Source organism: Pantoea sp. Ep11b, assembly GCF_040783975.1.
GTDB lineage: Bacteria > Pseudomonadota > Gammaproteobacteria > Enterobacterales > Enterobacteriaceae > Pantoea.
This window is the reverse complement of sequence record NZ_CP160631.1, coordinates 668,627-691,457: the sequence shown is the minus strand read 5'-3', so window position 1 is coordinate 691,457 and position 22,831 is coordinate 668,627. Positions and strand designations below refer to the sequence as shown.

At 57.4% G+C, this 22,831-nt stretch carries 11 protein-coding genes, 2 tRNA genes and 3 rRNA genes; 6 read left to right on the top strand and 10 right to left on the bottom strand.

The window, feature by feature from the left end:
• Positions 1-536: 536 nt before the first annotated feature.
• The 4 genes from yjbE to AB1748_RS03175 all read left to right on the top strand — a co-directional run bounded on the left by yjbE (position 537) and on the right by AB1748_RS03175 (position 4,459).
• Positions 537-794 (top strand): exopolysaccharide production protein YjbE, encoded by a 258-nt coding sequence (gene yjbE / locus AB1748_RS03190; RefSeq protein ID WP_111142061.1) that lies wholly within the window; start codon positions 537-539, stop codon positions 792-794.
• 187 nt (positions 795-981) lie between these two features.
• A complete protein-coding gene (locus AB1748_RS03185) occupies positions 982-1,629 on the top strand; it encodes a YjbF family lipoprotein (RefSeq protein WP_367396000.1) in 648 nt (215 codons plus the stop codon).
• Entirely contained in the window at positions 1,626-2,369 is a 744-nt protein-coding gene (locus AB1748_RS03180) for a capsule biosynthesis GfcC family protein (protein ID WP_293774310.1), read from the top strand. Before AB1748_RS03185 ends, AB1748_RS03180 begins: the two co-directional genes overlap by 4 nt.
• On the top strand, positions 2,369-4,459 hold the full coding sequence (locus tag AB1748_RS03175; protein WP_367395999.1) for a YjbH domain-containing protein: 2,091 nt from the start codon (positions 2,369-2,371) through the stop codon (positions 4,457-4,459). Before AB1748_RS03180 ends, AB1748_RS03175 begins: the two co-directional genes overlap by 1 nt.
• Before the next feature lie 135 nt (positions 4,460-4,594).
• Here the strand turns inward: AB1748_RS03175 and metH are convergent, their stop codons facing one another.
• On the bottom strand, positions 4,595-8,278 hold the full coding sequence (gene metH, locus AB1748_RS03170; RefSeq protein ID WP_367395998.1) for a methionine synthase: 3,684 nt from the start codon (positions 8,276-8,278) through the stop codon (positions 4,595-4,597).
• 190 nt (positions 8,279-8,468) lie between these two features.
• On the opposite strand from metH, the gene iclR reads away from it, so the two are divergent.
• Positions 8,469-9,296 carry a glyoxylate bypass operon transcriptional repressor IclR gene (gene iclR / locus AB1748_RS03165; protein WP_111142050.1) on the top strand — a complete coding sequence of 276 codons (828 nt, stop codon included), beginning with the start codon at positions 8,469-8,471 and terminating at the stop codon, positions 9,294-9,296.
• On the opposite strand, the gene aceK is transcribed toward iclR, so the two are convergent.
• The 9 genes from aceK to AB1748_RS03120 all read right to left on the bottom strand — a co-directional run bounded on the left by aceK (position 9,271) and on the right by AB1748_RS03120 (position 20,602).
• Entirely contained in the window at positions 9,271-11,019 is a 1,749-nt protein-coding gene (gene aceK, locus AB1748_RS03160; protein WP_367395997.1) for a bifunctional isocitrate dehydrogenase kinase/phosphatase, read from the bottom strand. The genes iclR and aceK overlap by 26 nt on opposite strands.
• A gap of 61 nt (positions 11,020-11,080) precedes the next feature.
• Positions 11,081-12,382: an isocitrate lyase gene (aceA, locus tag AB1748_RS03155; protein WP_367395996.1), complete on the bottom strand. Its 1,302-nt coding sequence runs from the start codon at positions 12,380-12,382 to the stop codon at positions 11,081-11,083.
• A 17-nt stretch (positions 12,383-12,399) separates the two neighbouring features.
• The gene (gene aceB / locus AB1748_RS03150) at positions 12,400-13,998 is read right to left on the bottom strand and encodes a malate synthase A (protein WP_293774320.1); all 1,599 of its coding nucleotides are present in this window, start codon (positions 13,996-13,998) and stop codon (positions 12,400-12,402) included.
• Positions 13,999-14,260: 262 nt separating this feature from the next.
• Positions 14,261-15,190 carry a homoserine O-succinyltransferase gene (gene metA / locus AB1748_RS03145; RefSeq protein WP_293774322.1) on the bottom strand — a complete coding sequence of 310 codons (930 nt, stop codon included), beginning with the start codon at positions 15,188-15,190 and terminating at the stop codon, positions 14,261-14,263.
• Between the two features lie 179 nt (positions 15,191-15,369).
• Positions 15,370-15,485 (bottom strand): 5S ribosomal RNA (rrf, locus tag AB1748_RS03140).
• 89 nt (positions 15,486-15,574) lie between these two features.
• Positions 15,575-18,480, bottom strand: a 23S ribosomal RNA gene (locus tag AB1748_RS03135).
• Between the two features lie 208 nt (positions 18,481-18,688).
• Positions 18,689-18,764 (bottom strand) — tRNA-Ala (locus AB1748_RS03130).
• A 146-nt stretch (positions 18,765-18,910) separates the two neighbouring features.
• A tRNA-Ile gene (locus AB1748_RS03125) sits at positions 18,911-18,987 on the bottom strand.
• Positions 18,988-19,060: 73 nt separating this feature from the next.
• A 16S ribosomal RNA gene (locus tag AB1748_RS03120) occupies positions 19,061-20,602 on the bottom strand.
• Together the 16S, 23S and 5S rRNA genes with 2 tRNA genes alongside form the textbook arrangement of a ribosomal RNA operon.
• Positions 20,603-21,235: 633 nt before the next feature.
• On the opposite strand from AB1748_RS03120, the gene purH reads away from it, so the two are divergent.
• Complete coding sequence (purH, locus tag AB1748_RS03115; RefSeq protein ID WP_367395995.1) at positions 21,236-22,825, top strand: bifunctional phosphoribosylaminoimidazolecarboxamide formyltransferase/IMP cyclohydrolase; 1,590 nt, start codon at positions 21,236-21,238, stop codon at positions 22,823-22,825.
• Positions 22,826-22,831 lie beyond the last annotated feature (6 nt).

Below are 22,831 nucleotides of genomic sequence, written 5' to 3'. Positions count from 1 at the left end.
GCTGCCCTTTTTTTGTCCGTTTTTATCGCTGAACACGCCATTTATTCTTTTCCGGCCGCTGTCCGAGGCGGGAAAAGTCTTAAAACAGCCTGAGATAATTCTGAACCTGATCAGATGAAACTGGCGTATACCCAGTTTAAAATGGCCCTGAAAAGTGGCGGACCGGCCTGTTATCCTTTGATTAATAAGCTTATTTAATTCAGGCCGTTTTGAGTAAATTCTGATTATTCTTATTCCGTACCAGATATAAATAAAAAAGAACATTACGCTTTGCAACAGATTCGCAGACAGCGAAATATCTGGTATCCGCCCGAAACCCTCCCATATAAAGAGCAGTTATCGCCAATATTGCTCATTAAATCACGTTCGCGCCCCGCTATTTGCCCTGGTTTTTATGGCACTGAACTCTGATATTTTGTTGCCCTATAATGAACGCGCCCGCAATGGGCCTGTCCGTCACGCGGATCGCAGGTTATCTGCATCATCCGGGTTGCCGGTCAGAGATCCTTCATTCACTCAATGCAGGAAACGTTGTTATGAAAAAAACTATGGTTGCCGGTGCAGCCCTGATCCTCGTTGCTGTCTCTTCCGGCGCTTATGCTGCGCCACAGGAAGCGGGTGAAGCAGGTACTGCTGCAGGCGCGCAGGCGGGAGCCATCTCGTCCGGCACGTCCACCGCTGTGGGTATCGGTGCACTGGGCGCGCTGGTCGGGCTCGGCATCGCCGCTTCTGGCGGTGGTGACGGTGCGAATACCGGTACAACAACCACAACCACGACGAGCACCACTCGTTGATGGCTGCCCGACAGATGTCTGATGGCAGTCCGATGACCCACGGGCAAGGCTGAACACTCAACGGTGATTCAGCGGCGCAGCGTAGTTTTTCGTGTTGCTGTCAGCGCTGACGGGCAGAGCACTTTTAAACATAACCACACGTTTGTGTGGTTATTTTTACTTTGGCATGACTTATCAGGGACACACAGTGCGCCAACTTCCTCTGCTGCTCGCTTGCCTGCTGCTGCAGGCCTGTACACAAACGCAAAAAGGTCTTGAACAGACGTTGCTGCTGGCGGTTAACGGTCCGGACGACGTCACCGTCACCGATCAACAGGTCAGTAATCTCCCCTATGCCAGTCTCTACGCTCGTCTGAACAACGGCCCGCGCATTTTTGTGGTGCTGGGTTACAACGAGCAGGGTCAGCAGAAATGGGTGACGCAGGATCAGGCGATGCTGGTGACACAGCACGGCCGTCTGGTGAAGACCCTTGGCCTGACCGATAACCTGCTGAGCGTCAGCAATCTGCAACAGGATCCGCTCGCCAACGCCCTGCACCTCAGCAACGGCGCAGGCTGGACCCGCATCGTGCAGTGGACTGAACAGGGCAAGGTGCGCGGCGCAACCGTGCGTTCAACCTTCCAGCGCGGCACCGACGCGGTGCTGACGGTCGCGGGCAACCGCATTCCCTGCCGCGTCTGGCATGAGCAGGTGAGCATCGACAGCCTGCACCGTGAGTGGGAAAACACCTTCTGGATCGATAACAGCAGCGGCGATGTGGTGCAGGCCCAGCAGATGCTGGCGGCCGATGCCTTTCCTGTTGAAACCACCATTCTGAAGCCGGCGAAATCATGAAAAAAATTACTTTTTTGCTGGCCGGGCTGAGCCTGTTCAGCACCGCAGGCGCGCAGGCCGCTGCGCAGGTTACTGTCCATGCGCCGCACAAAGGTGGACAGGCTGAACTGAGCCAGATCGCCGATCTCGCCCAGCTGGTGACACTGCCTCCGCTGCAGGTGAATACGGACTGGCGCAGCACCTTTATTGCCGAGCGCGGTGCCACCGCCGTCGCCCGGCAGCACTATCAGCAGACACTGGGCGCGTTACGTGCCTGGCGCAGTGACAGCAGTGGTGAGCGGGCCGCGGCCATCGATGAGGTGATCCGCCAGCTCAGCGCCATCAGGGTGACAGGGCGTCAGTTCACCTCGCTCGACCCGGACTGGATCCGTCTGCATCCGGCAGACAACCGGCGGCTCGAGGGCAGCTACGACCTCTGGCTGCAGGCTCCGTCCGACGCCGTGCTGCTGCTCGGCGCACTGCGCGGCGCAGGCAAAGTAAGCTGGCAGCCAGGCAAGTCGGTACGCGACTATCTGGAGGGGCATGAGGCACTCTCCGGGGCAGAACGCAATTTTGTTACGGTGATTGCGCCATCGGGAGCCACACAGCAGGTGCCCGTCGCGTACTGGAATCATCGTCACGCGGAAGTGGAACCCGGCAGCGTGATCTGGCTCGGCTTCTCCTCATGGAGCCTGCCAGGCAGCAACAACGATCTCAATGACCGCATCCTCTCCGTACTGACTCACCGGATACCAGACTGATGAAAAAACGTTATCTCTTCAGCCTGCTGGCTGTTTCTGTGGCGGCGGCCTGTCAGGCGCAGGCGGACACCTGGCCCGCACCGGTGGGCCCGTCACAATCCGATTTTGGCGGTGTGGGCCTGATGCAGGTGCCGACGGCACGCATGGCCAGAGAGGGCGAGTTCAGCCTCAATGCGCGCGACAACGACCAGTACCGCTACTACTCCGCCTCGCTGCAGCTCTTTCCGTGGCTGGAGACGACCGTGCGGTATACCGACGTGCGGACCCGTCAGTACAGTGCGGTGTCAGAGTTCAGCGGCACCCAGAGCTATAAAGACAAAGCGTTCGACCTGAAACTCCGCCTGTGGCAGGAGGGGTTCTGGCTGCCGGAAGTGGCGGTGGGTACCCGCGATCTCGGCGGCACCGGCCTGTTCGACAGCGAATATCTGGTCGCGACCAAAGCCTGGGGGCCGTTCGACTTTACTCTGGGGCTGGGCTGGGGCTATCTCGGCAACAGCGGCACCGTGAAGAACCCCTTCTGTTCCTACAGCGACAGCTACTGCCAGCGGCCACGGGTGGGCGAAGCCGGTTCCATCAACGGTTCGCAGATGTTCCACGGTCCGACGGCCTTTTTTGGCGGCGTGGAGTATCAGACGCCGTGGCAGCCGCTGCGCCTTAAAATGGAGTATGAAGGCAACGACTACCAGAATGACTTCGCGGGACGACTGGATCAGCGGAGTAAGCTCAACGTCGGCGCGATCTACCGCGTAACTGACTGGGCGGACATCAACGCCAGCTACGAACGCGGCAACACCTTTATGTTCGGCGTGACCTTCCGCACCAACTTTAACGACCTGCGCCAGTCGCATATCGACAGGGCGAAGCCTGCTTATCAGCCGCAGCCGCAACCGGCCCTGCTGGAGACAACCGTAGTGGGCGATCAGCTGGTCGCGCTGAAAGAGAATGCCGGGCTGGATGGCCCGCGTATTCAGACGCAGGGCCACACGCTCTATGTGTCAGGCGAGCAGACAAAGTATCGTGACACCCGCGAAGGCGTCGATCGCGCTAACCGCATCATCATGAACCACCTGCCTGACGGCATCGACACCATCAATGTCACCGAGTCGCGCTTTAACATGCCGCAGGTGACCACGGAGACGAATGTCGCCAGCCTGCGTAAAGAGCTGGAAGGCTATCCGCTGGGTCATGAGCAGCCGCTGCAGCAGGTTCGCAAAGAGCCGGTCGATCCGGGTAACACAGAACAGGGCATGTTCATCCGCAAAGATCGCCTGAACTACAGCCTGTCGCCGGTGCTGAATCAGTCGGTAGGCGGACCGGAAAGCTTCTACATGTATCAGGTCGGCGTCATGGGCAACGTCGATTACTGGCTGACGGATCACCTGCTGGTGGGCGGTAGCCTGTTTGGCAACCTCGCCAACAACTACGATAAGTTCAACTACAACGGCGCGCCGGCGGACTCCACGCTGCCTCGCGTGCGTACCCACATCCGCGACTACGTTGAGAACAACGTCTACGTCAACGATCTGCAGGCAAACTATATGGGCCACCTCGGTAACGGCTTCTATGGTCAGCTTTACGGCGGATATCTGGAGACGATGTATGGTGGCGTGGGCGGCGAGCTGCTCTATCGTCCGGTCGATGCTAACTGGGCGGTGGGCGTTGATGCCAACTACGTCCGTCAGCGTGACTGGGACAATATGATGCAGTTTAACCGCTACAAAGCGGCCACCGGCAACCTGACCGCTTACTGGCGTCCGTGGTTCATGCAGGATGTGCTGGTGAAGACCAGCGTCGGTCAGTATCTGGCGAAAGATAAAGGCGTGACGGTCGATGTGTCGAAGCGCTTCGACAGCGGCGTGATGGTCGGCGTGTATGCCACCAAAACCAACGTCTCGTCTGAAGAGTATGGTGAAGGCGACTTCACCAAAGGCTTCTACATCTCCATCCCGATGGACCTCTTCACCGTGACGCCGACCCGTGGCCGTGCGCAGGTGAACTGGGTGCCGCTGACGCGTGATGGCGGTCAGATGCTGGGTCGTAAGTACCAGCTCTATGACCTGACCTCCGATCGCGACGCGCGCTTCAACTAAGCAGAGAGCGGCCTTCGGGCCGCTTCCTGCTTCTGAGTGGAACAAGGCTCAGGGTGGATCTGGCCGCCACACCTGAGCGCAATGCGCAGGGAACCCCGCCAGAAGAGAAAAGCGGCCCGCTGGCCGCTTTTTTATTCACTCCGCATCGTAGCCGAGATTGGGTGCCAGCCAGCGCTCCACCTCACTCACCGGCATCCCTTTGCGAGCGGCATAATCCTCCACCTGGTCACGCTGGATCTGCGCGACGGCGAAATAGCGACTCTCGGGATGACTGAAATACCAGCCCGACACGGACGCACCGGGCCACATCGCAAAGGATTCAGTGAGTTTCATGCCAGTCTGCTCCTCCACCGCCAGCAGACGCCAGATGGCAGCTTTTTCGGTGTGCTCCGGGCAGGCCGGATAGCCGGGTGCCGGACGTATTCCCTGATAATTTTCCCGGATCAGCTCTTCGTTGCTGAGATTTTCGTTAGGCGCAAAGCCCCAGATCACTTTTCGCACCCGCTCATGCAGATATTCGGCAAAGGCTTCGGCCAGACGGTCCGCCAGCGCCTTCACCATGATCTTGTTGTAATCATCATGCTGGCGATCATAAGCCTCCGCCAGCGCATCCTCCTCCAGTCCGCCCGTTACCGCGAACGCCCCCAGGTAATCCGCCTTTCCTGAGGATTTCGGGGCCACAAAATCGGCCAGGCAGTAGTTCGCGAAGTCCGTTTTCTCAGTCTGCTGACGTAAGTGATGACTTACACACAAAATCTCCTCGCGCCGCTCATCCCGGTAAATATGGATATCATCGCCGACCCGGTTCGCCGGAAAAATACCGACCACGCCACGCGGCGCGAGCAGGGAGTGCTCGCTCAGTCTGTCGAGCATCGCACGGGCATCGGCAAACAGACGCTGCGCCTCTTCGCCTACCACCTCATCTTCCAGGATGCGGGGATATTTGCCCGCCAGCGACCAGGTCATAAAGAAGGGCGTCCAGTCGATGTAGTTGCGCAGCGTCTCAATGCTCACCTCCACCTGACTGACGCCTGGCCGATGCGGCACCGGCGGCGTATAGCTCTGCCAGTCGATGAGGGTGGCGTTGTCGCGCGCTGCCTGCAGCGGGACTGGCGGCGTGCGGGGCTTTTTGCGCGCGTGCTGGATGCGCACGGTTTCGTACTCCTTGCGGGTACGTGCGATGAAATCCTCTCTTAAGGTCGGAGAGAGCAGCGACGACACCACGCCCACGGTGCGTGAGGCGTTCTGCACATAGACGGTCGGGCCGCTGTAGTGCTGCTCAATTTTGACGGCGGTGTGCGCCTTCGAGGTGGTCGCGCCGCCAATCAGCAGCGGCAGCGTAAAGCCCTGTCGCTCCATCTCTTTCGCGATATTGACCATCTCATCCAGCGATGGCGTGATCAGGCCCGATAAGCCGATAATATCGGCATTCACTTCCCGCGCGGTTTTAAGGATTTTCTCGCCCGGCACCATCACGCCGAGATCCACAATCTCGTAGTTATTGCACTGCAGCACCACGCCGACAATATTCTTGCCGATGTCATGCACATCGCCTTTCACCGTAGCCAGCACGATTTTACCGTTGCTGCGCCCCGCCTCTTTGCTGGCTTCGATGAAGGGTTCCAGCCAGGCCACCGCCTGCTTCATTACGCGCGCCGACTTCACCACCTGCGGCAGAAACATTTTGCCTTCACCGAACAGATCACCCACTACGTTCATGCCGGCCATCAGGGGGCCTTCGATCACCTCAATCGGACGCAGCATCTGCTGGCGCGCCTCCTCGGTATCCTGTTCAATAAACGTTGTAATGCCTTTAACCAGCGCATACTCCAGCCGCTTCGCCACCGCCCAGCTGCGCCACTCCGCCAGCTGCTGCTCCTGGGACGCATCGCCTTTACCGCCGCGGTATTTCTCCGCCAGCGCCAGCAGTCGCTCGGTGCCATCATCGCGCCGGTTCAGAATCACATCCTCCACGGCATCGCGCAGTTCCGCGGGCAGATCGTCATAGATGGCCAGCTGACCTGCGTTGACGATGCCCATATCCATGCCGTTGCGGATAGCGTGATAGAGGAAGACCGCGTGTATCGCTTCACGCACCGGATCGTTGCCTCGGAAGGAAAATGATACGTTGGAGACGCCGCCGGAGATCATCGCGTGGGGCAGCTCCCGCCGGATATCTTCACAGGCGCCGATGAAATCCGCGGCGTAGTTATTGTGCTCGTCGATACCGGTGGCGACTGCAAAGATGTTGGGGTCGAAGATAATGTCTTCCGGCGGGAAACCGACCTGCTCCGTCAGGATCCGGTAGGCCCGGCGGCAGATCTCAATTTTACGGGCGCGGGTATCCGCCTGGCCCACTTCATCAAACGCCATCACCACCATCGCCGCGCCGTAACGCCGCACCTGACGCGCCTGTTGAATGAATGCCGCTTCGCCCTCTTTCATCGACACCGAGTTCACGATCCCTTTGCCCTGAATGCACTGCAGCCCCTTTTCAATCACCGCCCATTTCGAGGAGTCGATCATGATTGGCACACGGGCGATATCGGGTTCGCCCGCGATCAGATTCAGAAAGCGCACCATCGCGGCTTCAGCATCGAGCATCCCTTCATCCATATTGATGTCGATGATCTGCGCGCCGTTCTGCACCTGCTGCAGCGCCACCTCCAGCGCCTCGCTATATTTCTCCTCTTTGATCAACCGTTTGAATTTCGCTGAGCCGGTGACGTTGGTGCGCTCACCGACGTTCACAAACAGCGACTCTGCGGTGATGTTCAGCGGCTCCAGGCCGGAAAGGCGACAGGCGACCGGGAGAGTCGGCAGCGGGCGCGGTGCGACCCCTTCCACTGCGGCGGCCATGGCCGCGATATGCTCCGGCGTGGTGCCGCAGCAGCCGCCAACGATATTCAGGAACCCCGCCTTCGCCCACTCACCAATCTGCTCTGCCATCCGCGCCGCATCCAGATTGTACTCCCCGAACGCATCAGGCAGTCCGGCGTTGGGGTGCGCGGACACGTAGCCTTCCGCAATCCGCGACAGCTCCGCCACATACTGACGCAGCTCATCCGGTCCCAGCGCACAGTTCAGTCCAAAGGAGAGCGGTTCCGCGTGACGCAGGGCGTTGTAAAAGGCTTCGGTGGTCTGGCCGGAGAGCGTGCGGCCGGAGGCGTCGGTAATGGTGCCGGAGATCATCAGCGGCAGCGCAACGCCCAGCGCCTCCATCTCCGTCTGCACCGCATAGACCGCCGCCTTGGCATTCAGCGTATCGAACACGGTTTCGATCATGATGAGATCGGCCCCGCCCGCCACCAGCGCACGGGTCGCTTCGCGATACGCCGCCACCAGCTGGGTGAAGGTAATATTGCGGAAAGCGGGATCGTTAACATCAGGCGAGATCGAGCAGGTGCGGTTGGTCGGCCCCAGCACCCCCGCCACATAGCGCGGCCGATCCGGTGTTTTTGCCGTCCAGGCGTCGGCGCAGGCGCGCGCCAGCCGGGCGGCTTCAAGATTGATCTCCGCCGCCAGGCTCTCCATCCGGTAATCCGCCATCGCGATCGAGGTGGCGTTAAAGGTGTTGGTTTCAAGGATATCCGCGCCCGCTGCCAGATAGGCGTCGTGGATCTCGCGGATCACCTGCGGCTGGCTCAGCACCAGCAGATCGTTATTGCCTTTCAGATCGCAGGGCCAGTCAGCGAACCGGCTGCCGCGAAACGCTTGCTCTTCCAGCCCGCAGCGCTGGATCATGGTGCCCATGCCGCCATCCAGCACCATAATGCGTTGGGCGAGCTGCTGATGTAACGCGTCGATTTTTCTGCTCACTGTGGCCCCATTCACGTCAGTCTGCCAGCGAAAACCCCGGTTTTCATTCTGGCACAAGCTGGTCAGGCGACAAAGTGACCACAGTTAAGACATTTTCAGCACGACGTGACAGGTCTGACCAGAAAACCAGCGTTTGCAAACCGGCGGATTAAAACGAAAATGATTTCCACAATGCAAAAGGAGAAACACGATGGCAACGCCGGTTCCTGTAAAGCGTGGCAAGAAACCCCGAAGCTCCCCTGCCGCCGCGTCTGCGGGTGGACAGGTGCAGTCGCTGACCCGTGGCCTGACGCTGCTGGAGCTGATTGCCGATTCACATGGCAGCGTCGCCCTGACCGAACTGGCGCAGCAGGCGGGCCTGCCGAACTCCACCACACATCGCCTGCTCAGCACCATGCAGCAGCAGGGCTTTGTCCGCCAGGTCGGCGATCTGGGTCTCTGGACGATGGGCGCGCACGCCTTTGTGGTCGGCAGCAGTTTTCTGCAGAGTCGCAATCTGCTGGCGCTGGTTCATCCGGTACTGCGCAGCCTGATGGAGCAGTCCGGCGAAACGGTGAATCTGGCGGTGCTGGATCTCAGCGATCACCAGGCGGTGATCATCGATCAGGTGCAGTGTACTCAGCTGATGCGGATGTCAGCACCGATTGGCGGCAAGCTGCCGATGCATGCGTCAGGCGCGGGCAAAGCGTTTCTGGCGCATCTGGGAGACGATCAGGTCACCGCCCTGCTGCATCAGAAGGGTCTGCATTACTACACGCCAAAAACCCTGATGTCACCGCAGAGCCTGAAAGAGAATCTGGCGCAGGTGCGCAAAGCGGGCTTTTCGCTGGATGATGAGGAGCATGCGCTGGGGCTGCGCTGCGTGGCCGCACCTATCTATGATGAGCATGGCGAGGCGTTTGCTGCGCTCTCTATCTCCGGCCCCATTGCCCGCATGACAGACGATCGGATTACGGAACTGGGGGCGCTGGTCATCCGGGAAGCGCGTCAGGTCACGCTGGCGTACAGCGGTCGTTAACCGCTTCAGCGGCGTAGCAGACGCTGAAACACTGCGTCTGCCGCCAGGCGATCACCTCTTCCACATGGCCCCGGGCAATGCGCTGCTGCTGCGTGCGCCACCAGCTGGCGTCGAATATCTCCGGGTGCAGCGTCAGCAGCAACGCGCCGGTCACGGCTTCGCTGCATAACGCATAGCAGAAGGTTTCCGGAAAAACATCGTCCGGCCCGACGCTGTACCACGGCTCGGCGCTCAGCTCATCCTCCTCATAGCGCGCCGCCGGCACCTCACGAAAGTTCAGATCCTGCATCGGGCGAATCTCATCGTAGTCGTAGAAGATCACCCGGCCATGACGGGTGATGCCGAAGTTTTTAAACAGCATGTCACCCGGAAAAATATTGGCCGCCGCCAGCTGTTTAATGGCATTGCCATACTCTTCGATGGCGTGATGCCGTTCGGCGGCGCTGGCCTGCGCCAGATAGAGATTGAGCGGTTGCATACGCCGTTCCAGCCACAGATGACGGATGATCAGGCGATCGCCTTCGACATGCAGTTTCTCCGCACAGCAGGCGTAAAGTTCCGCCAGCAGCGCCGGTGAAAGACGCGCCAGCGGTAGCGCAAACTGCTCGAACTCCTGGGTGTCCGCCATTCGCCCCACGCGATCGTGCTCTTTGACCTGCTGATAACAGGCACGGACCTGCGCTTCCGTTACCTCTTTTTGCGGTGCAAAGCGATCCCGGATGACTTTGAACACCCAGTCAAAGCCTGGCAGCGTAAAGACCAGCATCACCATGCCACGCACGCCGGGCGCGACCTCAAACGCCGCCCTGTTCTCGGCCAGCGCCTGCAGATATTCGCGATAGCATTCAGTCTTGCCGTGCTTCTGGCAGCCGATCGCCATATAGCGCTCCGCCAGCGTTTTACCGGGCAGAATCGGCTGCAGCCAGGCGACCAGCGCCGCCGGCACCGGGGCATACACCATGAAACAGGCGCGGGCAAAGCCGAAAACGATGCTGGCGTCGTTCACATCGGTCAGACAGGTGTCGATCCAGAGTTCGCCCGCCTCACTGCGCTGGACGGGCAGCAGGCAGGGAAAGATCCCCTCCGGCAGATGCAGACGCGCCACCAGCCAGGCGGTTTTATTGCGGTAGAAAAGCTCGCTGTTGACCTCAAGCCAGCCCTGGTTCAGGCGGGGAAAGTGCGACTGCAGGTGGCGGACAATCCAGCCGACATCGCGCGCACGCTGCTGCCACGGCAGGGTTAACGGCAGATCGTCCAGCATCTGATCCACCAGCGCCAGCCAGCCCCGCTGCGGCTGATACGTGCGCGACAGCGGACGCAGAGGAGTGACGGGCGCAGCCCCGGACTGAGAGGTGAAGATAAACAGCCGATCCGGCTGCAGATCGGCATGTCCGTGTAAGCGGCAGTAGACGGAATTAAAAAAACTTTCCGCAATTTCATGTCGCGGATAGCCGGGCAGCAGGCTCTGATAGTGATCCTTAACCCGCAGCCAGAACGTCACATCCCAGTCTGCCGCGCCGTTCAGCACCCGCAGCTGGTCAGCAACCAGTCTGACATGATGATCATAGAGATGAATACGGGCCTTCATGGCATGCTGCACCGCCTGCCACTCCGCCTGTTCAAAGCGCTGCTGCGCGCCAGCCGTAATGTCGAGGAAGCGGCCATACTGCGCATCGAATCCCTGCAGAATGGTGTGGGCGATCAGCGATTCGCGTGGCGGCATAATCGGCTCCGGTCAGTGCCCGCCCGCACGAGGCGGGCGGGAAATCAGTCAGCAGAACAGGTCAGAATTGATGCTCTTCGGTGGAACCGGTCAGCGCCGTCACCGACGATTTTCCGCCCTGGATGATGTTGGTGACCTGATCGAAATAGCCGGTGCCCACCTCCTGCTGGTGCGAGGAGAAGCTGTAACCGCGATCGCGGGCGGCGAACTCAGGCTCCTGAACCTTCTCAACGTAGTGACGCATGCCTTCACCCTGCGCGTAGGCGTGAGCCAGATCGAACATGTTGAACCACAGGCTGTGGATGCCCGCCAGCGTAATGAACTGAAAGCGATAGCCCATGTCGCTGAGCGACTGCTGAAACTTCGCGATGGTGCGATCGTCGAGGTTCTTTTTCCAGTTGAACGAAGGTGAACAGTTATAGGCCAGCAGCTTGCCCGGAAAGCGTTCATGAATGGCATCGGCAAAGCGCTGCGCCATCGCCAGATCGGGCGTGGAGGTTTCGCACCACAGGATGTCAGCGTAAGGCGCATAGGCCAGCCCGCGGCTGATCGCCTGCTCAATCCCGGCGTGGGTGCGGAAGAAACCTTCTGCCGTGCGGTCGCCGCGGATAAAGGGCCGATCATACTCGTCGCAATCAGAGGTCAGCAGATCCGCCGCATCGGCATCGGTCCGGGCCAGCAGCAGGGTTGGCACGCCCATGACATCCGCCGCCAGCCGTGCCGCGACCAGTTTCTGGATCGCTTCCTGCGTCGGTACCAGCACTTTGCCGCCCATGTGGCCACATTTTTTCACCGCCGCCAGCTGATCTTCAAAGTGAACCGCCGCCGCGCCCGCCTGAATCATCGCCTTCATCAGCTCAAACGCATTCAGCACGCCACCAAATCCGGCTTCCGCGTCCGCGACGATTGGCAGAAAGAAATCAGTGTGGCGGCTGTCATCGGCTTCGATACCGCTGGACCACTGAATCTGATCGGCGCGCTGGAAGGTCTGGTTAATGCGCGTGACAACTTCAGGAACGGAGTTCACCGGATAAAGCGACTGATCCGGGTACATCTGCCCCGCTACGTTGGCATCCGCCGCCACCTGCCAGCCAGAGAGGTAGATCGCCTCGATGCCCGCTTTCGCCTGCTGCAGAGCCTGCCCGCCCGTCAGCGCCCCCAGGCTGTTGATATACCCCTTCTTCGCCCCGCCGTTCAGCAGCGCCCAGAGCTTCTCCGCACCGCGCGTGGCCAGCGTACAGGCGGGCAGAACCGATCCCCGCAGATTAACCACCTCTGCCGCGCTGTAGGGACGGGTAATTCCCTGCCAGCGTGCGGTCTGCCAGAGTTGTTCGAGTTGTTCTGTCTGTTGAGTACGTGTCATGGCAATAGCTCCTCTGTTCAGGGGATCAGGCGATAGCCTGGCAGGGTAAGAAAGGAAACCAGCTCGCGCTCCGTGGTGATCTGCGCCATCAGCTGCGCCGCATCGTTATAGCGACCGGCGCTGAAGTGCGTTTCGCCCAGCGCGCTCTGCAGCAGGTGCAGCTCCTCATTCAGCCAGCGCAGAAACAGTTCAGCGGTAACCGGCTGACCATTGCTGAGGCGCTGCTGATGATGAATCCACTGCCAGATAGAGGTGCGCGCAATCTCCGCAGTCGCCGCATCTTCCATCAGCCCGTCAATCGGCACACAGCCGTTGCCGCTGATCCAGGCTTCCAGATAGTGCAGCGCGACACGGATGCTGGCGCGCATACCGGCTTCAGTCCGCTCACCCTGGCAGGGCGCGAGCAACTGTTCTGCGGTGATGGGCGCATCCTCTTCACGCAGAATGTGCAGCTGGTTCGATCGCTCTCCCAGTGCGGCATCGAACACCGCCATCGCGGTATCGGCCAGGCCAGGGTGCGCAATCCAGGTGCCGTCATGTCCGTTACCGGCTTCCCGCTGCTTATCTTCCTTCACGCGCTGCAGTACCCAGGCGTTGCGCGAAGGATCTTTCGCGGGGATCAGCGCCGACATGCCGCCCATCGCATACGCGCCCCGCCGATGGCAGGTTTTGATCAGCAATCGCGAATAGGCATTCAGGAACGGCTGATCCATGGTGACGGACTGGCGGTCAGGCAGCACGCGATCGGCATGCTGTTTCAGGGTCTTGATGTAGCTGAAGATGTAATCCCAGCGGCCGCAGTTGAGACCGGTGATGTGATCGCGCAGATTCCACAGGATCTCATCCATCTGGAAGACGGCGGGTAACGTTTCGATCAGCACCGTGGCCTTGATCGTCCCGCGAGGAAGATCAAAGTGATCCTCACTGAAACTGAAGATCTCACGCCACCAGGCGATCTCCTGCCAGCTCTCGGTTTTTGGCAGATAGAAGTAAGGCCCGCTGCCTTTAGCCAGCAGGGGACGAACGTTGTGGAAGAAGTAGAGCGCAAAATCAAACAGCCCGCCGGGAATCGCCTCACCCTGCCAGCTGACATGCTTTTCAGACAGATGCAGGCCACGAACCCGGCACATCAGAACCGCAGGATTAGCAGCTAACTGATAAACTTTGCCATTCTCGCTGGTGTAACTCAGGGTGCCCCGCACCGCCTCCTGCAGTGTCCGTTGCCCTTCAATCAGTTTCTTCCATTCCGGTGACAGCGAATCTTCAAAGTCAGCCATAAAGACTTTTACGTTGGCGTTCAGCGCATTAATCACCATTTTGCGATCGGGCGGCCCGGTAATTTCAACCCGGCGATCGGCTAAATCGGCCGGGATGGATTGGATGCGCCACTCACTCTCTCTTATGGAAGCCGTTTCCATATCGAAGTCCGGGAGATAGCCCTGATCGTAACGGTGCTGCCGCTGCTGGCGGGCCAATAGCAGGGCCTCACGTTGTGGTGCAAATCGCGCGACCAGCTTCTCAAGGAAGGCGATCGCTTCGGGTGTTAACACCTCCTGTTCGGCGTGGTTAAAGGGCTGGCTGAAAATCAGGGAATGGCTGATCACTGAGTCTGTCATGCTGGCGCTCTCCTGTATTCAAAGGATCGAATTCAGCGGATCCATAGGGTGCTGGTTTTATGAGCTACAGGATCAGAGCATAAGCATTTATTTTCTTAAATCAAAAACTATTTCCATTTTATAAGTGAATGATTCTTATCTGCATGAATTTAATGATATTAAAGTTCATAAAGATAAAGGAAAGCTTTTCATTGGCGTTATAGAGGCGATAAAAAACCGTGCTGCCAGTGGCTAACACGGTTCAGCTGATCCCGGATCGGAACTATTCCAGCGTCGGATTCATGCGGCGCAGATCGAATGGCGTAATCTGGTAAACGTAGTAGTTGAGCCAGTTGGAGAACAGCAGGTTGCCATGACTACGCCAGGTCGCGCGCGGTGGCAGGGCCGGGTTATCCTGCGGAAAGTAGTTATGGGGAATGTCCGGATTCACGCCAGCTTCATAATCGCGATGATATTCACCCGACAGCGTCAGGGCGTCATACTCCGGATGGCCGGTTACAAACACCAGTCGTTTGTCCTTGCTCGCCATCAGATAGGCGCCCGTCTGTTCCGATTCAGCAAACAGCTCAAGATCGGTGTAATCCCTGATCAGCTGAGAAGGAAAATCCGCATAGCGCGAGTGGGGCGCCAGAAAATTATCGTCAAATCCCCGCGTCAGTAACGCATGGGGATGCAGTATCTGATGCTCGTAGACGCCCGACAGTTTGTTATGCCGGGTTTGCTTGGGGATGCCATACAGAATATTGAGTGCGGCCTGCACTGCCCAGCAGACAAACAGGGTAGAGGTGACATGCTCATTTGCCCAGTGCAGCACGCGCTGGATCTGCGGCCAGTAGGCAACATCATTAAAATCGACCAGCCCGAGTGGCGCACCTGTAACGATTAAGCCGTCATAGTTGTCATGCTGGATATCTTCAAAATTGCAGTAGAAGTTATTGAGGTGCTCAGAGGGGGTGTTACGCGACTCGCGGCTGTCGATACGCAGCAGCTGAATATCGATCTGCAGTGGCGAGTTGGACAGCAGGCGCAGAAACTGATTCTCCGTTTCGATCTTCTTCGGCATCAGATTCAGTATGAGTACTTTAAGCGGGCGGATCTCCTGAACACTGGCGCGCGACGAGGTCATCACAAAGACGTTTTCGTCGCGTAAAAAATTCACTGCCGGTAATTCGTCGGGGATCCTGATTGGCATAGCCTGCTCACCTCTTGCAACCATATAAACGTTTAGACATCTGGATGCCCAACATTAGCCTGATCGGTCGAAATTGTCGAGGCTTGATGCAGAAAATGAAAATGTTTCAGCTTAGACTGGCAGAGTACGGACGTAAAAAAGCCCCGCACTTCCGTGCGGGGCTTCTTCACTTGTACAGTGCCTGGCAGTTCCCTACTCTCGCATGGGGAGGCCCCACACTACCATCGGCGCTACGGCGTTTCACTTCTGAGTTCGGCATGGGGTCAGGTGGGACCACCGCGCTAAAGCCGCCAGGCAGATTCTGTCTTCCGCGCCGCCACAGGGCCGCGCAGATTATCCGGTTCAGGCTGAAAATCGTCTCTCAAAAAACGCCTCTGGCGTTGTAAGGTTAAGCCTCACGGGTCATTAGTACCGGTTAGCTCAACGCATCGCTGCGCTTACACACCCGGCCTATCAACGTCGTCGTCTTCAACGTCCCTTCAGGACCCTCAAGGGGTCAGGGAGAACTCATCTCGGGGCAAGTTTCGTGCTTAGATGCTTTCAGCACTTATCTTTTCCGCACTTAGCTACCGGGCAGTGCCATTGGCATGACAACCCGAACACCAGTGGTGCGTTCACTCCGGTCCTCTCGTACTAGGAGCAACCCCCCTCAATTCTCCAGCGCCCACGGCAGATAGGGACCGAACTGTCTCACGACGTTCTAAACCCAGCTCGCGTACCACTTTAAACGGCGAACAGCCGTACCCTTGGGACCTACTTCAGCCCCAGGATGTGATGAGCCGACATCGAGGTGCCAAACACCGCCGTCGATATGAACTCTTGGGCGGTATCAGCCTGTTATCCCCGGAGTACCTTTTATCCGTTGAGCGATGGCCCTTCCATTCAGAACCACCGGATCACTATGACCTGCTTTCGCACCTGCTCGAGCCGTCACTCTCGCAGTCAAGCCAGCTTATGCCATTGCACTAACCTCACGATGTCCGACCGTGATTAGCTGACCTTCGTGCTCCTCCGTTACTCTTTAGGAGGAGACCGCCCCAGTCAAACTACCCACCAGACACTGTCCGCACCCCGGATCACGGGGCCACGTTAGAACATCAAACATTAAAGGGTGGTATTTCAAGGATGGCTCCACGCAGACTGGCGTCCGCGCTTCAAAGCCTCCCACCTATCCTACACATCAAGGCTCAATGTTCAGTGTCAAGCTGTAGTAAAGGTTCACGGGGTCTTTCCGTCTTGCCGCGGGTACACTGCATCTTCACAGCGAGTTCAATTTCACTGAGTCTCGGGTGGAGACAGCCTGGCCATCATTACGCCATTCGTGCAGGTCGGAACTTACCCGACAAGGAATTTCGCTACCTTAGGACCGTTATAGTTACGGCCGCCGTTTACCGGGGCTTCGATCAAGAGCTTCTCCTTACGGATAACCCCATCAATTAACCTTCCGGCACCGGGCAGGCGTCACACCGTATACGTCCACTTTCGTGTTTGCACAGTGCTGTGTTTTTAATAAACAGTTGCAGCCAGCTGGTATCTTCGACTGGCTTCAGCTCCGGGAGCAAGTCCCTTCACCTACGTGCCAGCGTGCCTTCTCCCGAAGTTACGGCACCATTTTGCCTAGTTCCTTCACCCGAGTTCTCTCAAGCGCCTTGGTATTCTCTACCTGACCACCTGTGTCGGTTTGGGGTACGATTCTGTGTTACCTGATGCTTAGAGGCTTTTCCTGGAAGCAGGGCATTTATCACTTCAGCACCGTAGTGCCTCGTCGTCACGCCTCAGTGTAAAGTGAACCGGATTTGCCTGGAACACACACCTACACGCTTAAACCGGGACAACCGTCGCCCGGCCGATATAGCCTTCTCCGTCCCCCCTTCGCAGTAACACCGAGTACAGGAATATTAACCTGTTTCCCATCGACTACGCCTTTCGGCCTCGCCTTAGGGGTCGACTCACCCTGCTCCGATTAACGTTGAACAGGAACCCTTGGTCTTCCGGCGAGCGGGCTTTTCACCCGCTTTATCGTTACTTATGTCAGCATTCGCACTTCTGATACCTCCAGCATGCCTCACAGCACACCTTCGACGGCTTACAGAACGCTCCCCTACCCAACAGCGCTTGCGCGCCGCTGCCGCAGCTTCGGTGCATGGTTTAGCCCCGTTACATCTTCCGCGCAGGCCGACTCGACCAGTGAGCTATTACGCTTTCTTTAAATGATGGCTGCTTCTAAGCCAACATCCTGGCTGTCTGTGCCTTCCCACATCGTTTCCCACTTAACCATGACTTTGGGACCTTAGCTGGCGGTCTGGGTTGTTTCCCTCTTCACGACGGACGTTAGCACCCGCCGTGTGTCTCCCGTGATAACATTCTCCGGTATTCGCAGTTTGCATCGGGTTGGTAAGCCGGGATGGCCCCCTAGCCGAAACAGTGCTCTACCCCCGGAGATGAGTTCACGAGGCGCTACCTAAATAGCTTTCGGGGAGAACCAGCTATCTCCCGGTTTGATTGGCCTTTCACCCCCAGCCACAGGTCATCCGCTAATTTTTCAACATTAGTCGGTTCGGTCCTCCAGTTAGTGTTACCCAACCTTCAACCTGCCCATGGCTAGATCACCGGGTTTCGGGTCTATACCCTGCAACTTAACGCCCAGTTAAGACTCGGTTTCCCTGCGGCTCCCCTATACGGTTAACCTTGCTACAGAATATAAGTCGCTGACCCATTATACAAAAGGTACGCAGTCACCCCATTAAAGAGGCTCCCACTGCTTGTACGTACACGGTTTCAGGTTCTGTTTCACTCCCCTCGCCGGGGTTCTTTTCGCCTTTCCCTCACGGTACTGGTTCACTATCGGTCAGTCAGGAGTATTTAGCCTTGGAGGATGGTCCCCCCATATTCAGACAGGATACCACGTGTCCCGCCTTACTCATCGAGCTCACAGCCTGTGTGTTTTTGTGTACGGGAGTATCACCCTGTACCCTGCGACTTTCCAGACGCTTCCACTAACACACAAGCTGATTCAGGCTCTGGGCTGCTCCCCGTTCGCTCGCCGCTACTGGGGGAATCTCGGTTGATTTCTTTTCCTCGGGGTACTTAGATGTTTCAGTTCCCCCGGTTCGCCTTGCAGCACTATGTATTCATGCTGCAATGATGCACTGAGTGCACCGGGTTTCCCCATTCGGACATCGACGGCTGTAGCGGTTCATATCACCTTACCGTCGCTTTACGCAGATTAGCACGTCCTTCATCGCCTCTGACTGCCAGGGCATCCACCGTGTACGCTTGGTCGCTTAACCTCACAACCCACAGGCGTTTTTCAACGCTGCAGACTGCAAGCATTTGAGAGACCCGACCGTATCGCGTTGTCATCCCTTATTACGGAGGGATGACGCGCTACGTCGTTTCAATTTTCAGCTTGTTCCGGATTGTTAAAGAGCATAATACTTCACAGCACACCGTCGCCGGTACGCTCTGAGGTATTCAGAAAAAACAGTTAAAACGGTATGGTGGAGCTAAGCGGGATCGAACCGCTGACCTCCTGCGTGCAAGGCAGGCGCTCTCCCAGCTGAGCTATAGCCCCATACAGTTACTGCAGAGACCACTACTACCACTCAACCGAGTTACATCCTTCCTGAAAAGGATGCAATTTCTTTTCAGGCAAGGCATGCGGAAGGGAAGTTTACCGGGGTAAACGACCGCGCGCATAACGCAGCATGAGAAGAAATTTGGTAGGCCTGAGTGGACTTGAACCACCGACCTCACCCTTATCAGGGGTGCGCTCTAACCACCTGAGCTACAAGCCTGTAGAGGTTTTTTCTGCTCGTTACTTTTTATCAGACAATCTGTGTGAGCACTGCGCCGGAAGGTATCTTAAGGTAAGGAGGTGATCCAACCGCAGGTTCCCCTACGGTTACCTTGTTACGACTTCACCCCAGTCATGAATCACAAAGTGGTAAGCGCCCTCCCGAAGGTTAAGCTACCTACTTCTTTTGCAACCCACTCCCATGGTGTGACGGGCGGTGTGTACAAGGCCCGGGAACGTATTCACCGTGGCATTCTGATCCACGATTACTAGCGATTCCGACTTCACGGAGTCGAGTTGCAGACTCCGATCCGGACTACGACGCACTTTGTGAGGTCCGCTTGCTCTCGCGAGGTCGCTTCTCTTTGTATGCGCCATTGTAGCACGTGTGTAGCCCTACTCGTAAGGGCCATGATGACTTGACGTCATCCCCACCTTCCTCCGGTTTATCACCGGCAGTCTCCTTTGAGTTCCCGACCGAATCGCTGGCAACAAAGGATAAGGGTTGCGCTCGTTGCGGGACTTAACCCAACATTTCACAACACGAGCTGACGACAGCCATGCAGCACCTGTCTCAGCGTTCCCGAAGGCACCAATCCATCTCTGGAAAGTTCGCTGGATGTCAAGAGTAGGTAAGGTTCTTCGCGTTGCATCGAATTAAACCACATGCTCCACCGCTTGTGCGGGCCCCCGTCAATTCATTTGAGTTTTAACCTTGCGGCCGTACTCCCCAGGCGGTCGACTTAACGCGTTAGCTCCGGAAGCCACTCCTCAAGGGAACAACCTCCAAGTCGACATCGTTTACGGCGTGGACTACCAGGGTATCTAATCCTGTTTGCTCCCCACGCTTTCGCACCTGAGCGTCAGTCTTCGTCCAGGGGGCCGCCTTCGCCACCGGTATTCCTCCAGATCTCTACGCATTTCACCGCTACACCTGGAATTCTACCCCCCTCTACGAGACTCAAGCCTGCCAGTTTCAAATGCAGTTCCCAGGTTAAGCCCGGGGATTTCACATCTGACTTAACAGACCGCCTGCGTGCGCTTTACGCCCAGTAATTCCGATTAACGCTTGCACCCTCCGTATTACCGCGGCTGCTGGCACGGAGTTAGCCGGTGCTTCTTCTGCGGGTAACGTCAATCGGCACGGTTATTAACCGCACCGCCTTCCTCCCCGCTGAAAGTACTTTACAACCCGAAGGCCTTCTTCATACACGCGGCATGGCTGCATCAGGCTTGCGCCCATTGTGCAATATTCCCCACTGCTGCCTCCCGTAGGAGTCTGGACCGTGTCTCAGTTCCAGTGTGGCTGGTCATCCTCTCAGACCAGCTAGGGATCGTCGCCTAGGTGGGCCATTACCCCGCCTACTAGCTAATCCCATCTGGGTTCATCCGATAGTGAGAGGCCCGAAGGTCCCCCTCTTTGGTCTTGCGACGTTATGCGGTATTAGCCACCGTTTCCAGTGGTTATCCCCCTCTATCGGGCAGATCCCCAGACATTACTCACCCGTCCGCCACTCGTCACCCGAGGAGCAAGCTCCTCTGTGCTACCGTCCGACTTGCATGTGTTAGGCCTGCCGCCAGCGTTCAATCTGAGCCATGATCAAACTCTTCAATTTAAAGTTTGATTTGCTGCAACGAGTGCAGCGATGCTCATCTGTAAAACGTCATAATGAATTTCATTATGTGTTCACTCGTGAGGCTTTGATATTTTTTGCGTCCGGAGACGCTGATATCAATCCTGCGAGTGCCCACACAGATTGTCTGATAAATTGTTAAAGAGCAGTGCGAACAGTGCGTTAGCGTCCTGTCGCGAGGTGGCGTATATTACGCTTTCCTCCTTCAGAGTCAACCTCTTTTTTTCAGAAGTTTTCTCCGGCGGCGCAGTCTCCTGTGCCTTCAACGCGCTTCCCGTTGCCGGTGTGCCGTGTTGATGGAGGCGCATTATAGGGAGTTGTTCAGGCGGCGCAACCCATAAATTGCATAAAAAAGCGTGTTCGCTGCATTCCACAGCAAAAGCCGCTGTTATACGCAGTTACGCACAATGTTATCCACACTGCATGGGTGAGATGAATTTAGACGAGCATCACGCAAACGTTTTCGCTACAATGCCGGACAGCGTTACGGCTACCCCTTTTCGGGGCGTTACCTGAGGTTTTTGATTTTTTACTTCTTATAGAGAAGAGAAAAGTGCGCTAAAACCTGATGTAACGCTCTTATATACGCGAAACAAAGCCAAGGGATAAACCACCATGCAACAACCTCGTCCTGTACGCCGCGCCTTGCTCAGTGTCTCTGACAAAGCCGGTATCCTCGAATTTGCTCAGGCGCTCTCCCATCGCGGTGTTGAACTGCTCTCTACAGGTGGAACCGCTCGCCTGCTGGCAGAGGCGGGTCTGGCTGTCACCGAAGTCTCTGACTACACCGGCTTCCCGGAAATGATGGATGGACGTGTCAAAACCCTGCATCCGAAAGTGCATGGCGGCATTTTAGGTCGTCGCGGCCAGGATGATGCCATCATGGCGCAGCATGACATCAGCCCAATCGACATGGTGGTCGTTAATCTTTATCCCTTTGCACAGACGGTTGCCCGTGAAGGATGCTCACTGGAAGATGCCGTAGAGAACATTGATATCGGCGGCCCGACCATGGTGCGCTCGGCTGCCAAGAACCATAAGGATGTGGCTATCGTGGTCAGCAGTGGCGACTACGAGGCGATCATCGCTGAGATGGATGCCCATGAGAATGGCCTGACGCTTGAGACCCGATTCGATCTGGCGATTAAGGCGTTTGAACACACTGCCTCGTACGACAGCATGATCGCTAACTACTTCGGCAGTCTTGTGCCCGCCTATCACGGCGAACGTAATCAGCCTGCCGGCCGCTTCCCTCGTACCCTGAATCTGAACTTCATTAAGAAGCAGGATATGCGCTACGGTGAAAACAGCCATCAGGATGCCGCCTTCTATATAGAAGAGAACATTGCTGAAGCCTCGGTAGCGACGGCGCAACAGGTTCAGGGCAAGGCACTCTCTTATAACAACATTGCCGACACAGACGCGGCGCTGGAGTGTGTGAAAGAGTTCAGCGAGCCCGCCTGCGTTATCGTCAAGCATGCCAACCCCTGCGGCGTGGCAACCGGTGACAGCCTGCTGTCAGCCTATGACCGCGCTTATCAGACCGACCCGACCTCCGCATTCGGTGGCATCATCGCCTTTAACCGCGAGCTGGATGAAGCAACGGCGCAGGCGATTATCAGCCGTCAGTTCGTCGAGGTGATCATCGCTCCGGCCGTTTCCGATGCGGCCCTGAAAATCACCGCAACTAAGCAGAACGTTCGTGTGCTGATTTGCGGTCAGTGGCAGACCCGCACGGCGGCGCTGGATTTCAAACGTGTGAACGGCGGCCTGCTGGTTCAGGATCGCGATCTCGGCATGGTCGACGCCAGCCAGCTGCGCGTGGTCAGCAAGCGTCAGCCGTCAGAACAGGAGCTGCGTGATGCGCTGTTCTGCTGGAAGGTGGCCAAATTTGTGAAATCGAACGCCATCGTTTATGCACGCGACGGTATGACGATCGGTATCGGCGCCGGGCAGATGAGCCGCGTCTATTCCGCGAAGATTGCGGGTATTAAAGCAGGTGATGAAGGTCTGGAAGTTAAAGGCTCGGCGATGGCGTCGGATGCGTTCTTCCCCTTCCGCGACGGTATTGATGCCGCAGCCGCAGTGGGTGTGAGCTGTGTGATCCAGCCTGGCGGCTCTATCCGCGATGAAGAAGTGATCGCGGCTGCGGATGAGCACGGCATTGCCATGATCTTCACCGACATGCGCCACTTCCGCCATTAATCACTC

What these genes read in the sequence shown, in the direction of transcription:
- aceA (WP_367395996.1), bottom strand. Translation starts at nt 12,382, where the DNA reads ATGACACGTACTCAACAGACAGAACAACTCGAACAACTCTGGCAGACC.
- purH (WP_367395995.1), top strand. Translation starts at nt 21,236, where the DNA reads ATGCAACAACCTCGTCCTGTACGCCGCGCCTTGCTCAGTGTCTCTGAC.
- AB1748_RS03180 (WP_293774310.1), top strand. Translation starts at nt 1,626, where the DNA reads ATGAAAAAAATTACTTTTTTGCTGGCCGGGCTGAGCCTGTTCAGCACC.
- yjbE (WP_111142061.1), top strand. Translation starts at nt 537, where the DNA reads ATGAAAAAAACTATGGTTGCCGGTGCAGCCCTGATCCTCGTTGCTGTC.
- metA (WP_293774322.1), bottom strand. Translation starts at nt 15,190, where the DNA reads ATGCCAATCAGGATCCCCGACGAATTACCGGCAGTGAATTTTTTACGC.
- iclR (WP_111142050.1), top strand. Translation starts at nt 8,469, where the DNA reads ATGGCAACGCCGGTTCCTGTAAAGCGTGGCAAGAAACCCCGAAGCTCC.
- aceK (WP_367395997.1), bottom strand. Translation starts at nt 11,019, where the DNA reads ATGCCGCCACGCGAATCGCTGATCGCCCACACCATTCTGCAGGGATTC.
- AB1748_RS03175 (WP_367395999.1), top strand. Translation starts at nt 2,369, where the DNA reads ATGAAAAAACGTTATCTCTTCAGCCTGCTGGCTGTTTCTGTGGCGGCG.
- aceB (WP_293774320.1), bottom strand. Translation starts at nt 13,998, where the DNA reads ATGACAGACTCAGTGATCAGCCATTCCCTGATTTTCAGCCAGCCCTTT.